Source organism: Curtobacterium pusillum (assembly GCF_007680845.1).
Taxonomy (GTDB): domain Bacteria; phylum Actinomycetota; class Actinomycetes; order Actinomycetales; family Microbacteriaceae; genus Curtobacterium; species Curtobacterium pusillum_B.
The window spans coordinates 16,075-30,650 of the sequence record NZ_VEIY01000014.1 but is presented as its reverse complement, the minus strand read 5'-3'; the positions used below and the strand labels follow the sequence as shown (position 1 = coordinate 30,650).

At 72.4% G+C, this 14,576-nt stretch carries 15 protein-coding genes and 1 tRNA gene; 7 read left to right on the top strand and 9 right to left on the bottom strand.

Annotated elements, in window-relative coordinates:
- Positions 1 to 160: 160 nt before the first annotated feature.
- From mscL to FS825_RS18380, 3 genes are read right to left on the bottom strand one after another with little or no spacing between them, the layout of a single operon-like run.
- Positions 161 to 661: a large conductance mechanosensitive channel protein MscL gene (gene mscL, locus FS825_RS18390; protein WP_144715881.1), complete on the bottom strand. Its 501-nt coding sequence runs from the start codon at positions 659 to 661 to the stop codon at positions 161 to 163.
- A gap of 59 nt (positions 662 to 720) precedes the next feature.
- The gene (locus tag FS825_RS18385; protein WP_144715880.1) at positions 721 to 1,056 is read right to left on the bottom strand and encodes an FmdB family zinc ribbon protein; all 336 of its coding nucleotides are present in this window, start codon (positions 1,054 to 1,056) and stop codon (positions 721 to 723) included.
- A gap of 1 nt (position 1,057) precedes the next feature.
- Positions 1,058 to 1,642, bottom strand: coding sequence for a 5-formyltetrahydrofolate cyclo-ligase (locus tag FS825_RS18380; protein ID WP_144715878.1), 585 nt, complete (start codon positions 1,640 to 1,642; stop codon positions 1,058 to 1,060).
- A gap of 115 nt (positions 1,643 to 1,757) precedes the next feature.
- Between FS825_RS18380 and galU the strand changes: the two genes are divergently transcribed.
- From galU to FS825_RS18360, 4 genes are all read left to right on the top strand, one after another.
- Positions 1,758 to 2,648, top strand: coding sequence for a UTP--glucose-1-phosphate uridylyltransferase GalU (gene galU / locus FS825_RS18375; protein WP_144715876.1), 891 nt, complete (start codon positions 1,758 to 1,760; stop codon positions 2,646 to 2,648).
- Positions 2,649 to 2,716: 68 nt separating this feature from the next.
- Entirely contained in the window at positions 2,717 to 3,376 is a 660-nt protein-coding gene (locus FS825_RS18370) for a GNAT family N-acetyltransferase (protein WP_144715874.1), read from the top strand.
- 129 nt (positions 3,377 to 3,505) lie between these two features.
- The gene (locus FS825_RS18365; protein WP_144715872.1) at positions 3,506 to 4,597 is read left to right on the top strand and encodes a hypothetical protein; all 1,092 of its coding nucleotides are present in this window, start codon (positions 3,506 to 3,508) and stop codon (positions 4,595 to 4,597) included.
- Between the two features lie 52 nt (positions 4,598 to 4,649).
- Positions 4,650 to 4,725 (top strand) — tRNA-Ala (locus FS825_RS18360).
- Positions 4,726 to 4,805: 80 nt separating this feature from the next.
- Here the strand turns inward: FS825_RS18360 and FS825_RS18355 are convergent.
- Positions 4,806 to 5,189, bottom strand: a complete 384-nt coding sequence (locus FS825_RS18355; RefSeq protein ID WP_144715871.1) for a cytochrome c biogenesis protein ResB — start codon at positions 5,187 to 5,189, stop codon at positions 4,806 to 4,808.
- Between the two features lie 71 nt (positions 5,190 to 5,260).
- Between FS825_RS18355 and FS825_RS18350 the strand changes: the two genes are divergently transcribed.
- Positions 5,261 to 6,298, top strand: a complete 1,038-nt coding sequence (locus FS825_RS18350) for an amidase domain-containing protein (protein ID WP_144715869.1) — start codon at positions 5,261 to 5,263, stop codon at positions 6,296 to 6,298.
- Between the two features lie 142 nt (positions 6,299 to 6,440).
- Here the strand turns inward: FS825_RS18350 and FS825_RS18345 are convergent, their stop codons facing one another.
- The 4 genes from FS825_RS18345 to FS825_RS18330 form a co-directional block, all read right to left on the bottom strand.
- A complete protein-coding gene (locus FS825_RS18345; RefSeq protein WP_186377331.1) occupies positions 6,441 to 7,661 on the bottom strand; it encodes a hypothetical protein in 1,221 nt (406 codons plus the stop codon).
- 184 nt (positions 7,662 to 7,845) lie between these two features.
- Complete coding sequence (locus FS825_RS18340) at positions 7,846 to 9,708, bottom strand: glycoside hydrolase family 2 protein (RefSeq protein ID WP_144715867.1); 1,863 nt, start codon at positions 9,706 to 9,708, stop codon at positions 7,846 to 7,848.
- Positions 9,709 to 9,785: 77 nt separating this feature from the next.
- Entirely contained in the window at positions 9,786 to 10,241 is a 456-nt protein-coding gene (locus tag FS825_RS18335; RefSeq protein WP_144715865.1) for a MaoC/PaaZ C-terminal domain-containing protein, read from the bottom strand.
- 4 nt (positions 10,242 to 10,245) lie between these two features.
- Positions 10,246 to 11,715, bottom strand: a complete 1,470-nt coding sequence (locus FS825_RS18330; protein WP_186377330.1) for a CHAD domain-containing protein — start codon at positions 11,713 to 11,715, stop codon at positions 10,246 to 10,248.
- A gap of 132 nt (positions 11,716 to 11,847) precedes the next feature.
- Between FS825_RS18330 and FS825_RS18325 the strand changes: the two genes are divergently transcribed.
- Entirely contained in the window at positions 11,848 to 13,116 is a 1,269-nt protein-coding gene (locus tag FS825_RS18325; protein ID WP_144715861.1) for a phosphotransferase, read from the top strand.
- Positions 13,117 to 13,235: 119 nt separating this feature from the next.
- Here the strand turns inward: FS825_RS18325 and FS825_RS18320 are convergent, their stop codons facing one another.
- Entirely contained in the window at positions 13,236 to 13,589 is a 354-nt protein-coding gene (locus FS825_RS18320) for a DUF1844 domain-containing protein (protein WP_144715859.1), read from the bottom strand.
- 276 nt (positions 13,590 to 13,865) lie between these two features.
- On the opposite strand from FS825_RS18320, the gene infC reads away from it, so the two are divergent.
- Complete coding sequence (infC, locus tag FS825_RS18315; protein ID WP_144715857.1) at positions 13,866 to 14,528, top strand: translation initiation factor IF-3; 663 nt, start codon at positions 13,866 to 13,868, stop codon at positions 14,526 to 14,528.
- Positions 14,529 to 14,576 lie beyond the last annotated feature (48 nt).

The window sequence follows — 14,576 nt, the reverse complement described above, 5'->3', positions numbered from 1 at the left end:
GCCGCCGCGCGCCGCCGCGCGCCGCGCGCCGCCGCGCGCCGCGCGCCGCCGCGCGCCTTCCCCGCGAAAAGAACCAGGTTCCGGACACAACACCGCGGAGTTCCGTGGTGCTGTGCCCGGAACCTGGTTCCGGGGTGCGGGGCCGCCGCGCCGCGCGCCGCTAGAGCTTCGTGGTGCCGCCGATCCCGGGCCCCTCGGGCGCGGTCGACGGGGCGACGTGCGCCCCGGTGCCCGTCGACGTCGGCACGCCGTTCTGGGAGCGGAGGAGGTCCCGGATCTCGAGCAGCACCTCGACGTCCGTCGGGGGGACGTCCTGCGGCGTCTGCTCCTGGTCGTTCTTGACCCGGTCGAACGCGACCTTCTTGAGGTGGTTCACGGGGAGGACCAGCGCGAAGTACACCACCGCCGCCACGATCACGAAGTTGATCACGGCGCCGATGATCGCGCCGAAGAGGATCTTCGCGTGGTCGCCGTCCACCGTCGGGATCTCCCAGACGAGGGCCTTGTCGAGGCTCGAGGCGTTGAACACCGCACCGATCAACGGGTTGATGAGGTTGGTGACGATCGCGGTCACGATGGCCGTGAACGCGGCACCGATGACGACTGCGACGGCCAGGTCGATGACGTTGCCGCGGAGCAGGAACTCCCTGAAGCCCTTCACGGGTCTCCTTCTGGTCGGGGTCGAGGAACCCCAAACCTACCGAGGAGTGCGGGCGCCCGTCAGGACGCGGCGGGCTTCGCGGCGGCCGGCTTCGACTCGGTCTTCGCCGGAGCGGACGACGAGCTGCTCGACGAGTCGCCGGACGATCCGGACGATGCCGAGCCGCCGGACGACGATCCGCCGGACGACGATCCGCCGGACCCCTCGCCCTTCGGCGCTGCCCGCGAGTCGGTGCGGTAGAAGCCGCCGCCGTTGAAGGTCACGCCGACCGGCGAGAAGACCTTCCGCAGGACGCCGCCGCACACCGGGCACTCGGTGAGCGTCGCGTCGGTGAAGGACTGCTTGATGTCGAAGGCGTTGTCGCACTCGGTGCAACGGTACGAGTAGGTGGGCACCCTAGCTCCGGAACGTGATGATGCGGGACGGCGTGATGATGCCGTCGACGGGTTCGTCGTGGGGTTCGCGCGGGACCTCGTCGAGGTACTCCGCGTCGAAGATCACAGCATAGACGGGCGGCCGCTTCGCCATCGACCCGAGGGTCTTGTCGTAGTAGCCGCGGCCCCAGCCCATCCGAACGCCGTCGTGCCCGACCGCCGCGGCGGGGGCGAGGATCGCGTCGACGTCGTTGATCGCGAGCGGGGACAGCACCTCGCCGACGACCTCGGGGACGCCAGCGATCCCCTGCGTCTCGGAGGAGCCGTCGCCGACCGCCCAGTCGAGCAGCCCGTCCTCGCGCGTGATCGGCAGGAGGACACGGACGCCCCGCTCGAACGCCCAGTCGAGGAACGGCCGCACGTTCGGCTCGTCCGCCGCGGAGAGGTACGCGGCGATCGACTCGACCTGGCGCTCCTCGGCGAAGCGCTGCAGGGTCGCGGTGAGGGCCTGGACGTCGGCATCCCGTTCGGTCGTGGTCCGGGTGCGCCGCCGCTGCCGGAGCTCGGCTCGCAGGGCGCGCTTCTCGTTCCCGAGATCGGCGGTCATGGGCGTGAGTCTACCGAGGAGGACCGTTGCGGCTTCCCGCCGCCGAGCGCGCGAACCCGTGTCCTCCGTAGCGACGACATGCCCCGTGCAGGGGTCATCCGATACCGTTCCAGGCATGGGCTTCCAGATTTCGAAGGCCGTGATCCCCGCCGCAGGCCTGGGCACGCGCTTCCTCCCCGCCACCAAGGCGATGCCGAAGGAGATGCTCCCCGTCGTCGACAAGCCGGCGATCCAGTACGTGGTGGAGGAGGCCGTCGGCGCCGGTCTCACCGACGTGCTGATGATCACGGGCCGCAACAAGAACGCACTCGAGAACCACTTCGACCACGTGTCCGAACTCGAGGAGACCCTCCGCAAGAAGGGCGACCACGAGAAGCTGCAGAAGGTGAACCAGTCCACGGACCTCGCCGACATGCACTACGTCCGCCAGGGTGACCCGCTCGGTCTCGGCCACGCCGTGCTCCGCGCGAAGATGCACGTCGGCCGCGAGCCGTTCGCCGTGCTCCTCGGCGACGACATCATCGACGCCCGCGACCCGCTGCTCAAGCGCATGATCGAGGTCCAGGGCGAGAAGAACGCCACGATCGTCGCCCTGCTCGAGGTCCCGGAGTCGCAGACCCACCTCTACGGCATCGCCACGGTCGAGCAGACCGACACCGACGACGTCGTGAAGATCACCGGCCTCGTCGAGAAGCCCCCGCAGGGCGAAGCCCCCTCGAACCTGGCGATCATCGGCCGCTACGTCATCCGCCCCGAGGTCTTCGACGTCCTCGAGAAGCAGGAGCCGGGCAAGGGCGGCGAGATCCAGCTCACCGACGCGCTCATGAAGATGGCGAGCGCCGAGGAATGGACCGGTGGCGTGTACGGCGTCGTGTTCCGTGGACGCCGGTACGACACGGGTGACAAACTCGACTACATCAAGGCGATCGTGCAGCTCGCCTCGGACCGCGAGGACCTCGGCCCCGACCTCAAGTCGTGGCTCAAGGAGTTCAACGCGGGCGAATAGTCGACCCGTCGTCGAACGGGTCCGGGGGTTCCCCGGGCCCGTTCGGCGCATCCGGAGGAACCAACGCGATGACGACGATCCCGACCCTGTCCCATGGGCGGGTCACCATCCGGCCCCTCCGCCTGCGCGACAGCCGTGACCTCGACGTGGCCCTCGCCAGCAACCGCTCGTGGCTCCGCACGTGGGAGGCCACCAACCCGTCCGGGCACGTCTCCACCGACGTCCGCGGCAGCATCCGGGCGCTGCAGGCCAACGCCCGTGCAGGCCTCGGACTGCCGTTCGCGATGGAGCTCGACGGCCGCTTCGTCGGGCAGCTCAACGTCTCCGGCATCACGTACGGCTCGTTGGCGAGTGCCTCGATCGGCTACTGGGTCGTCGAGGACGCCGCCGGCCACAACGTGACGCCGATCTCGGTCGCCCTCGCGGTGGACCACTGCTTCCGCATGGTCGGCATCCACCGCATCGAGATCTGCATCCGCCCGGAGAACGCTCCCTCGCTCCGCGTGGTCGAGAAGCTCGGCTTCCGGTACGAGGGGCTCCGTCGCCGCTACATCCACATCAACGGCGACTGGCGCGACCACTTCTGCTTCGCCCTCGTCGCCGAGGAAGTGCGCGAGGGTGTCCTCGAACGCTGGGTCCGCGGCCAGGTGCCGGCTGGCCTCGGCAGCGTCCCGCTCGCCGCCCGCGACGAAGCCGCGATGCCGCTGCACACGACGCCACGCGTCTGACCCGGCGGTCCGGCCCGTCCGTGCCGGTGGACGGGAGGCGCGGCTCGGCCCGGGCGATTTCGTCACGACTCGCGCAACACGCGTCCGGCAATGAGCGGCCGGGGGAACGCCCACCCCTACCGTGTGCTCATGGCAGGTATCGGCTCCTGGGGCGGCGGCATCGTCCTGCTCATCGCGGCCGTGCTCTGGCTCGTCTACCTCATGCCGTCCTGGGCGGCCCGGCGGCAGTACCTCGCGACCGAGCGGAACGCGATCCGGCTCCAGCAGACCCTCCGGATCCTCGCGCAGACCGCTGAGCTGCCGGACGAGGTCCGCATCGAGATGAACGCCAAGTCCCTCGCCGAAGCGCAGCGCGTCGCGAAGTCCGAGGAGGCCAAGCGCACGGCGATCGTCCGCGCCCACGAGGCCGCCCGGCAGCGGGAGATCACCCGCCGTCTCGCCGAGCAGGCCCCCGTGCTCGAACGTGCCTCGTCGGTGCCGGCACTCACCGCCATGCGGATGCGCCGTTCGCGACTCGGGGCGACCCTGCTCGGCACCGCGGGCATCGTCGTCGCGCTCGTCGTCCTCGTCGCAGCCCCTGGGCTCTGGCTCGTCGCCGTCGCGGGGCTCGTCGCCGCCGGTGGGTCCGCAGCCGTCCTCGCACAGCTGCACCAGGTCGCGAAGGCGCGGAAGACCCGGACCGCGACGGTCGTGCCGGAGGCGAGCCGCGCCTCCAGGCAGACCAGCGCGTGGACGGACCCGGCGCCGCCGCTGTCCACCGAGCAGCCCGCGGAGCCCGCGCGCGACCGGACCTGGACGCCGAACACCGTGCCGAAGCCGCTGTACGTCGAGCGTCCGGCTGCTCCCGCTGCCTCCCCGGAGTCCGCCGCGGAGCTCGCTGCCCGGCTCAAGGAGCGCGTGGCCGCCGCCAAGGCGGAGGCCGAGGCAGAGGCCGCCGCGATCCGCGCGGCCGAGACCGACCCGACGCTCGCCCGTGTCTCGCAGATGCGGCCGGACGTCGAGGAGGCCGTCGCGTCGCTGTCCGCGCACGACCAAGGGCGGCTCGCGGAGCGGCTGGGGTTGCGGGCCGCGACTCCCGACGCCGTGCGGGCCGAGCCGGCGCCGACCGCAGCCGAGCCGCCGGCACCTCCGAGCAAGTGGGCCGGCATGGGCGTGCTGGGCGAGGACGCGTACGAGCAGGCCGACCTCGACGCGATCATGCGCCGCCGCCGCGCCGTCTGACCTGCTCGATTTCGGATCGGGCCGACGCTGGTGCTAGTGTTGTCGCGTTCCTGGGGCTATGGCGCAGTTGGTAGCGCGTCTCGTTCGCAATGAGAAGGTCAGGGGTTCGAATCCCCTTAGCTCCACCAAGACAGAAGGCCACCCGATCGGGTGGCCTTCTCTCGTTGCGGCGGCGTCGGCTGGTGCCGGTGGTCCGGCGTCGTCCGTCTCAGCCGGGGACGCTCTCGGTCAGGATCCCGGCCTGCGCGAGCGTCGTGTGGATCGCGTTCGCGGCCTGCTCGAACGCGCGGTTGCCCCGGGAGACCCCGAGTGCGCCGCCCTTGAGCGCGGACTTGCCGGACCCGCGGAGCAGCCGCGCGACGGTGCGGCCGTCCGGCGTCACCATGATCTGCACGTCGAGGCGCGTGTGGAACGTGCGGTCGTTCGCCAGGCCGCCGATGAGCAGGGTGAGGCCGAGGCTGCCGCGGGTGGCGTGGAGGGCTCCCTGTTCGCCGTCCTCGACGGCGTACCCCTCGCGGACGAGGGCGTCGCGCACGCGGGCACGGACGAGTTCGGGTTCGGCTGCGACGAAGAAGTCGTGGCTCTCGGGCATCGGGTCTGATCCTCTCGACGGTGGTTCCTGCCAGTGATCATGCCGTGTCGTCGCCTACCCTGGGAAGCACCATGACTGCTTCGCTGACCCGCCGGTCCCTGCTCTCCCTCGCCGGGGTGACCGGCATCGGTCTGGCGGTCGCCGCGTGCTCCTCCGGCGACGACGGCAAGGGTACGGGCAAGGGCTCGGCGGCAGACGGCGGCAGCTCCGCCACCCCCACCGCGAAGCCCGTCGCGAAGTCGCTCAGCCCCGCGCGGGTCCCGCTCGCCGGGGGCGTGACGATCACCGTCGCCGGTTCCGGACTCGCTGCCGTCAAGGGCGTCACCGTCGGCGGGGTCGCTGCCCGGGACGTCAAGGCCTCGGCCACGAAGGTGACCTTCACGGCACCGCACCAGGCGATGTACACGGCGGGCTCCGCCGACGTGGCGCTCTTCACGGCAGCGATCGCGGCGTCACCCTCGGCGAACCAGTCCTCCGACGGCAACGGCAGCGCCGCGAACGACGGCCAGAGCGGCACGACGCAGGACGGCGCGACGGCGACCCCGACCCCGACCGCTGCTCCGGTGCCCTCCGCTTCAGAGGCGGTCGCGACGACCACGCTCGCGTACGCCGCGCTCACCGACGTCGACCGTCAGCTCCAGTACGCGATGGCGCACTGGAAGGACTACAACCTCGCCGAGTACGGCACGATGAACCCGATCGGTGGGGACTGCGCGAACTACGTGTCGCAGACCCTGATCGCCCGCGGGTGGGAGCAGCGCTCCGACTGGTACAACCGTTCGGCCGGGGCGGAGCACTCGGCGACGTGGACGTACTGCCCGACGATGGACCCGTGGCTCACGGCGAACGCGGCCGAGTTCGGGCTGACCCGGCGCTCCCTCGACGAGCGGGACAAGGTCAAGGTCGGCGACATCGTGTTCTACGACTGGAACGACAACGACTCGCCGGACCACACCACGATCGTGTCCGAGGTCTTCACCGAGCCGGACGGCACGATCCGCATCAAGTCGGCGAGCCACAACCAGGACGGGCCCTACCGGGACCTCGACGAGATGATCACGGTGCAGCACCCGGGCGGTACCGCCTGGTTCCACACGTTCGACGCGTAGGCGCGCGCGCCGCGCGGGCGGCGCGGGCGCCCGGCGCCGGGCCGCGCGTCGAACCACGCATGCGACGTCGAACCAGCCGACCACCCTGGTTCGACGTCGGATCCGTGGTTCGACGCAGAGCGACCGCGCCGCGCGCCCCGCCTCAGGGGTACCCGACGAACCAGAGCAGCACGACCGCCACCGGCTGCAGGCACACCCCGACCACGAGCCACACCACCGCCCGCCGCCGCGACCCCACGAACACGTCTGACCCGAGCACCGGCGCCATCGGCATGAGCAACCGCGGCAGGCTCTGCTGCGGCAGGAACACCGCCACCAGGTAGAGCCCGTACGAGGCCGCGAACGACCACACCTCCACCCCGAGCGCCCGGACGTGGCGCCGCGCGAAGAACCACCCCGCTCCCGCGAGGACCGCCACCACGAGCACGACCCCGAGCGGCCCGAGCCACGTCGACGCCATCGTGAACCACGGGGTCAACGGCGCGAAGTGCTGCCGCCCGACGAACCCCACCCACCACGACAGCTCCGTGTCGAGGTACGCGTTCGGCCGACCCGTCACCGCCGACGCGATCACCGGCCACGCCAGCCCCGCCGCTGCGACGGCGAGCCCGGACACCACGATCGCCACGGTCTCCCTGACGGGGAGCGCCCGCCGCTCCGACGTCCACCGCACCACCAGGTGCACCGCCAGCGCGACCGCGAGCGCCAGCACCCCGGGCTTCGTGAACGCGGCGACGACGCCGAGCGACGCCACCAGCCAGTACCGCCGCCGCACCAGCGCGAGGAGGGCACCGAACACCAGCAGCAGGAACGTGCTCTCCGCGTAGGCGACCTGCAGCAGGAACCCGGTCGGCCCGAACGCGAACAGTGCCGTCGCCCAACGTGCCCGGTCCGGGTCCGGGGACCCCACCGCGCCCACCAGTCGGTACAGCAGGACGCACGCCCCGGCCCCGGCGAGCGTCGCCACGACGACCCCCGCGACCCAGAACGACCCGCCCGCGAGCGGCATCACGGCCCGCACGAGCACGGGGAAGACGGGCAGGAACGCCCACGGGTTCGGCGCGACGTGGCCGCCACCGTCCAGGGGCAGCGTCGTCGGGTACCCGTGCTCGGCGATGATCCGGTAGAAGGACGCGTCCCACGACCCCGAGAACGTGAAGAACGACGGGTCGCGCCGGTACGACGCGAACGTCCAGCCGTTCGCCGTCGCCAGGACGTACATCGTCGCGAGCAGCAGGGTGCTCAGGATCCGGGACCCGGCCCAGATCGCGAGCGGCGCCGTCCAGGCACGGCGCGGTCCGGTCAGCAGACGGCGCACGAGCACCGGTCTGGAGGCGCGGGTCGTCCCCGCCACGTCGGTCACCCGCCCGATCCTCCCAGACTCCAGGACGCGGTCGCGCCCGGCGAGCAGCGGCGCGCGCCGCCGCGCCGCGGCGTCGCCCGGTGCGCCGGGGCGGCCGCAGGCCCGTCCTGGGGAGCGAGCCGGAGCCGTCGGGTCCACGTCCGGGACCCGACGCCTCCTGCCCGGTCGAGCCGCGCCTCCCGGATCAGCGTCCGGTGACCGCGCGCCGGATCTGCTCGATCGGCACCTTCGGGGTGCGGTCCGCGTTCAGCAGGCCGTTCGTCTCCTGCATCGTGTCCGTCAGCTGCGTGTAGCAGGACCCGGCGAGGAACGAGCTCGCACGGATCGCGTCGTACAGCGCCGTGATCCGGGCGATCCAGTCGTCGCCGTCCGAGGCGGAGGTGTACCCCCACCCGTCCTCGCGCTGCGCGCCCGGCTGGTAGTTCACGCCGCCGAACTCGGTGAGCATCACCGGCTGCCCGTGGTCGACCGCTCCGCCGACGAGGATGCGGCGGTCCGCCGGCCCGATGCCGTTCACGAGCACCGTGCGGGCGGTCTCGTCCGCGTAGGTCGCCGCGAGCCGGGGGCCGTCCCCCTCGTAGTCGTGGATGGTGACGATGTCGGAGTTCGTGTGCTCCCAGCCGTCGTTCGAGATCACCGGACGCGTCGGGTCGATCGCCCGCGTGACGTCGGCGAGCGCTCGGGCGTACGCCTGCTGCGCCGGGTCGGTCGCGATGTGCTGCACGCCCCAGCTCTCGTTCGCGGGCACCCACGTGACGATCGACGGGTGGGAGGCGTCGCGCTCGACGGCGTCCATCCACTCGCGCACGAGCCGCTGGACGGCCCGCGGGGAGAACGCGTACGCACCCGGAGCCTCACCCCAGACGAAGATGCCGAGGCGGTCCGCCCAGTAGAGGAACCGGGGGTCCTCGATCTTCTGGTGGTTCCGTGCGGCGTTGAATCCGAGCTCCTTGATGAGTTCGACCTCGCGGCGGAGGGCCTCGCGGGAGGGGGCGGCGATGTGGGAGTCCGGCCAGTAGCCCTGGTTGAGGACGCTCCGGACGTCGTAGCTCCGGCCGTTCAGCAGGAACGCGCCGCCGTCGGTCCCGACCGTGCGGACGCCGAAGTAGCTCGAGACCGCGTCGATCGGTGTGGAGCCCTCACGGGGCAGGAGGCTGACGGTCGCGTCGACGAGCCGTGGTGTCTCGGGCGTCCAGTGCAGTTCGTCCTCGGCCTGGCCGTTCGACTGCCGGGCGAGCGGCACGAGCACGTCGAACTCGTTCGCGGTGTCGCCGAGCGTCGTCTCGATCGTGGCGAGGTGCTCGTCGCGCTCGTCCCAGCGCGCCTCGACGCGGAGGCGCTCGCCGCCGGCGCGGACACCGTCGACCCGGACGGTCAGGCGGAGGGTCTCGTGGTCGGTGTTCGTCCAGCGGAGGTACTGGATCGACGCGGTCGGCACGGCCTCGAGCCAGACGGTCTGCCAGATCCCGGTCGTGCGGCGGTACCAGATCGCGTGCGGTTCCTCGTGCCAGTCCTGCTTGCCGCGGGGCTGCGTGAGGTCGTGCGGGTCGTCCTCGGCGCGGACCACGAGGGTGTGCTCGGCATCGGGGTCGCTGGCGAGGGCTTCGGTGACGTCGAACGAGAAGGGGGTGTGACCGCCCTCGTGCTCGCCGATGAACTGCCCGTCGATCCAGACCCGGGCGCGGTGGTCGACGGCGCCGAAGTGCAGCACGAGTCGGGGGGCCGAGTCGCTCAGCCCGGCGGCGTCGAGCTCGGCACGGGTGATGGTCCGGGAGTACCAGACGACGGGGTGGAACCCGGGCTCGTCGATTCCAGAGGCGACGGACTCCGGCGGGAACGGGACGACGATGTCCCGGGCGTCGGGGAAGCCGGCGCGCCAGCCGGTGTGGTCGCCGTCGTTGCGGAACGACCACGTGCCGTCGAGGTCCGCCCAGTGCGGACGGAGCATCTGCGGGCGGGGGTACGTGCCGTCCTGCCGCGAGGCGAGGGGGAGGGCCGGCGAGGGGGCGGTGTCAGGTGCGGCGACGGTGCCGTCGAGCGTGCTCATGCATCCATGCTGGCCCGGCTGTACATCGTTGTAAAGAGGGCGGTCGTGATTGTTTCCCCGACCGGGACGAGGCCCGGTCAGCCGATCGCGGCGGCGCGCGTGAGGACCATCACGTCCATGCGCCCCTGCTGGACGATCTCGCCCCGCTGGTTCCGGAGCGACACGGTCCGCTCGACGATGCCCGTCGCCCCCGAGCTCGTCAGCCGGGTCGACAGGATCTCGACGTCGCAGGTCAGCGTGTCGCCGATGAAGACCGGCGCCGTGAAGCGCCACTGGTCGATGCCGAGCAGCGCCACGGCCGACCCCTCGAACACACCCGTGCGCGCGATGAGCCCGAGGCACAGCGAGGTCCCGAGCAGCCCGTGCACGATGCGCTGCCCGTACCGGGTCTTCGCGGCGAACTCGACGTCGGTGTGGACCTGGTTGTTGTCGTTCGTCCACGACGCGAAGGACACGACGTCCGCTTCGGTGATCGTGCGACCCGGGGTGGTGAAGGTCTGTCCGGCGGCGAGGTCCTCGAGGTAGTGCGGCACCCGGTCATCCTCCCAGACGCGCGAGCACCTTCGCCGCCCGCTCCCGAGCCCGCTCGAGCGTCGCGTGCTCCGTCGTCGCGAGCGCGCCGTACCCGAACGTGTCCTCCCCGCGCGCTGCCGCGACGGCCGCGAGCTCCCGGTACGCCGCGGTGGCGTGGGTGGCGTCGAGAACCTCGCCGAGGCGTTCCTGCACCTGCTCGAGCAGCCCGAGGCGGCGCTTGCCGAGGTCGGGCCCGTCGCCGGCGGCCTGCAGCGCGTACCGCAACCGACGAGCGGCCTTCCGGACCTCGTGCAGCCGGTCGAGGTCGTCGGTCCCACCCGCGAGGCTCGTCGCGACGCGGGCTCGTTCCCGCTCGATCCGGCGCACCGCGAACGCCGCCGCGGCATCGTCGGCGTGCGGCCCCCGTGGCGTGGCGTGGACGAGCTCGTCGAGGTGGTCCAGGGCGTCGAACCACGTCGAGGAGCGCAGGGCCCGTCGGAGGTCGGCCGCCGCCGCCACCCGGGCCGCCTCCACGTGCGCGCCGATCCGCTCGAGGGTCGTCGCGTCCACGAAGCCGTCCGGCGCGCGGGCCGCGGTCCGGAAGAGCCGGTCTCGCAGGACCTCGGCGTCGCGGGCGACCCCCGCGATCCGCGAGACCCCGGCCAGCTCGGCGCGCAGGGTCTCCGTCGCACCGCGGTCGAGCGCTCCCCGGTACGCGGCGAGCACGCTCCGCAGCCGGCGGAGGACCTTCCGGAAGTCGTGCACCGACTCGTGCTCGTCCGCCCGGACCCGCGGGTCGACCGCGACCAGGTCGGCGCGCAACGACCGGAGCACCTCGCGCAGGGCGGCCGCCGCGGTGCCGCGTCGCGGACGCTTCGCCGTGCTGCTCCGACGGAGGGGAGCGGGTCGGACCCCGATGGTCGGCGACGACCCGGCACCGACGGGTTCGGCCGCGTCCGCCAACGCCCGCTCGGCCGCCCGCGAGACGGTGCCGGTGTGTCCGCCGTCGCTGACCGCCCACCACCGGGCGGACCGGAGCAGCGCGGTGTCCGGGTCTCCTTCGTCCACGCGGACGTCGGCGACCTCGGCACGCAGTCGGCCGTCCAGGGTGCAGAGGTCGACGAGCGTCGTCGAGGTGTCCCGCACCCGGTCGACTCGGATCGCGCGACCGCGGAGGAAGACCTCGACCGCGTCGCGCGGCACCTGGTCGTCGGGGCCGTCCCCGCCGTCCCCGCCGTCCAGGTCGGGCGCGAGCGGCACCGGCCCGTCGCCGCGGTCGATCGACCACCCGGCGTCGGAGCGGAGCAGTTCGACGCCCTCGGCCGCCAGGACGCGGTCGTCCGTGTCCCACCGCGTCTCGCGGACCACGACGGGCTCGTGCCGCCGAACGGCGTCCGCGAAGGGCTCGAGGGCGGGCAGCCGGCGGTCGTCGGCGATGCGCCAGGTGCGTCGGGGGTCGGTGCGGCCGTGCGGCTCCGGGGGCGGGGTCTGCATGGGGACGAGTGTCGTCCGCGGTGCCTGGCTCGTCACGCCGGTCATCGCGTTCTGTGGACGCATCCGCCCGGGTGCCCCGCTGTGGAGGACGATGTCGCGCACGCGCAGCCACCGGCGCGTACGGTTCGCCCCATGAGCGACGAGGCACCCGCCAAGGCCCCCGACCCCACCGATCGCACCCTCGAGGGCTGGATCGCGCACCAGCGCTGGTACACCGCGAAGGGCAGCACGCCCCGTCTCCGCACCCTCGCCGAGGCGGACGGCACCCGGCTCGTGCTCGACGACGCCCCCACCGGTCCCGTCCTCTACCAGGCGCCCGTCACCCGGGTCGGCGACGGATCCCTCCGCGACGCCACGACCGACACGGAGTGGGTCCGCGCCCTCGCCGCCCGGATCGACGCCGACGACGAGAGCCTCCGGCCCATCGGCACCGTGACCGGGTCCCGGGTGCTCAGCGGCGAGCAGTCGAACACCTCGGTGATCTGCGACACGGACGCGGCCGGGCAGGTCATCGTGAAGGTCTTCCGGGTCCTCCACCACGGCGACAACCCGGACGTCACCACCCAGCTCGCGCTCTCCGCCGCGGGCAGCGACCGCGTGCCCCGCGTGTTCGGTGCCCTGCGCAGCTCCTGGCCCGACGCGGGCCGGGCGGACGGGACCGCCACCGGCCACCTGGCGTTCGCGCAGGAGTTCCTACCCGGCCTCGAGGACGCCTGGCGCGTGGCCCTCCGCGACGCCCGGGCGGGCACGGCGTTCGGCCCCGACGCCGACCGTCTCGGCGCCGCGCTCGCCGAGGTCCACCGGACGCTCGCCACGGCCCTGCCGACCGAGCCGGCCGACGACTCCCGCCGAGCCGCCGCCATCGCCACCATGCACGCGCGCCTCGACGCGGCCGCTCGAGAGGCCCCGGCCGTCGCCGAACACGTCGACGCCGTCCGCGAGGTCTACGCCCGCGCCGAACGCGCCGTCTGGCCGGACCTCCAGCGCATCCACGGCGACCTGCACCTCGGCCAGGTCCTCGCGGCACCGGAGCCCCGCGGCTGGGTGTTCCTCGACTTCGAGGGCGAACCCCTCCGCCCCCTCGACGAACGGTCACTGCCCGACGTCACGCTCCGCGACGTCGCCGGCATGCTCCGGTCGTTCGACTACGTCGCGGGTGCCCTCGCCCAGGACGACGACCCGGTCGACGCCGCCGGCTGGGCCCATGCAGCACGATCGGCGTTCCTCGACGGCTACCAGCGGGGCACGGGCACCGACCTCCGCGCGCACCGGGAGCTGCTCGACGCGTTCGAGCTCGACAAGGCCGTCTACGAGGTGGTCTACGAGACCCGGAACCGTCCGGACTGGGTGGGGATCCCGCTCGCCGCGGTGACGCGGCTGGTCGCGCGCAGCTCGGTCTGACCACGCGGCGCACCGGCGGACGGTGCGCGAGCACACGACGGACTGGAGGCGCGGTGCCAGCCGGCACCGCGCCTCCAGTCCGTCAGCTGGTCGCGTCCCGACTCACGGGGTCGCGTCGGTCAGTTGACCGGACCCGTGTACTTCTCACCCGGCCCGGCGCCCGGGGCGTCCTGGATGCTCGAGGCCTCGCGGAAGGCGAGCTGCACCGATCGCAGGCCGTCCCGGAGCGGACGCGCGTGCTGGTCGCCGATCTCGGTCGCGGCGGCCGTGACGAGGCCGGCGAGGGCCGTGATGAGCTTCCGGGCCTCGTCGAGGTCGGTCTGCTCCTGCGGGTCGTCGGCCAGCCCGACCTTGACGGCCGCGGCGCTGAGCAGGTGCACGGCGACGGTGTTGATGAGTTCGACCGCCGGCACCTCGGCGATGTCGCGGGCTTCGTCGCTCCCGGCGGTGGCGTTGGACGGGGTGTCGGTCACGGTGCTCCTCTGCTAGACTTTGTCGCGGCAGATGCATCCGTGCGCCTTCGGGCGGTCGAACAGCATCATGAAAGAGGAGTCTCTCCCACCCGCGGCCGTGCACCACCAGGCTACCGGGTCCCAACCGCTCCACCGGCTTCGTGCTCCATGACGAACCGGTCGGCCGTCCCGCAGGGGTCGGCGTCGGGCGGCTGCCGAACGGGTCTCGATCCGTGCGTCAGATCTCCTCTCTCGTGCCGTCGTCCAGGGCAAACGCTCCGGACGGCCACCACCTGATTGAAGGAGCTCCGCATTCCCGATCCCCGTACCAACGACCGAATCCGCGTCCCCGAGGTCCGTCTTGTCGGACCCCAGGGCGAGCAGGTCGGCGTTGTCCCCATCGCCGTCGCACTGCGCCTCGCGCAGGAAGCCGAGCTGGATCTGGTCGAGGTCGCGCCGGACGCGAAGCCGCCCGTGGCCAAGATCATGGACTACGGCAAGTTCAAGTACGAGGCCGCGCAGAAGGCCAAGGAAGCCCGTCGCAACCAGGTGAACACGGACCTCAAGGAAGTCCGTTTCCGCCTGAAGATCGACGTGCACGACTACGAGACCAAGCGCAAGCGCGCCGAGGGCTTCCTCCTCGGTGGCGACAAGGTCAAGGCGATGATCCTCTTCCGCGGTCGCGAGCAGTCGCGTCCCGAGCAGGGTGTCCGTCTCCTCCAGAAGTTCGCCGAGGAGATCGCCGAGTTCGGCGTCGTCGAGTCCCGTCCGACCCAGGACGGCCGCAACATGACGATGATCATCGCGCCGCTCAAGAACAAGTCCGACGTCAAGGGCGAGCAGAACGCCAAGCGCGCTGCACAGAAGGCCGAACGTCGCGCGTCGGAGCACGCCGCCAAGGGCAAGGACGACGCGGACACCCCCGCCCAGTCCGCCACGGCGGACGCTCCGGCCGAATAGGTCCCACCGACCGACCCGCAACGACGCGGCCCCCCATCCATCCCACGG

What these genes read in the sequence shown, in the direction of transcription:
- FS825_RS18380 (WP_144715878.1), bottom strand. Translation starts at nt 1,642, where the DNA reads ATGACCGCCGATCTCGGGAACGAGAAGCGCGCCCTGCGAGCCGAGCTC.
- galU (WP_144715876.1), top strand. Translation starts at nt 1,758, where the DNA reads ATGGGCTTCCAGATTTCGAAGGCCGTGATCCCCGCCGCAGGCCTGGGC.
- FS825_RS18370 (WP_144715874.1), top strand. Translation starts at nt 2,717, where the DNA reads ATGACGACGATCCCGACCCTGTCCCATGGGCGGGTCACCATCCGGCCC.
- FS825_RS18365 (WP_144715872.1), top strand. Translation starts at nt 3,506, where the DNA reads ATGGCAGGTATCGGCTCCTGGGGCGGCGGCATCGTCCTGCTCATCGCG.
- FS825_RS18355 (WP_144715871.1), bottom strand. Translation starts at nt 5,189, where the DNA reads ATGCCCGAGAGCCACGACTTCTTCGTCGCAGCCGAACCCGAACTCGTC.
- FS825_RS18350 (WP_144715869.1), top strand. Translation starts at nt 5,261, where the DNA reads ATGACTGCTTCGCTGACCCGCCGGTCCCTGCTCTCCCTCGCCGGGGTG.
- FS825_RS18340 (WP_144715867.1), bottom strand. Translation starts at nt 9,708, where the DNA reads ATGAGCACGCTCGACGGCACCGTCGCCGCACCTGACACCGCCCCCTCG.
- FS825_RS18330 (WP_186377330.1), bottom strand. Translation starts at nt 11,715, where the DNA reads ATGCAGACCCCGCCCCCGGAGCCGCACGGCCGCACCGACCCCCGACGC.
- FS825_RS18325 (WP_144715861.1), top strand. Translation starts at nt 11,848, where the DNA reads ATGAGCGACGAGGCACCCGCCAAGGCCCCCGACCCCACCGATCGCACC.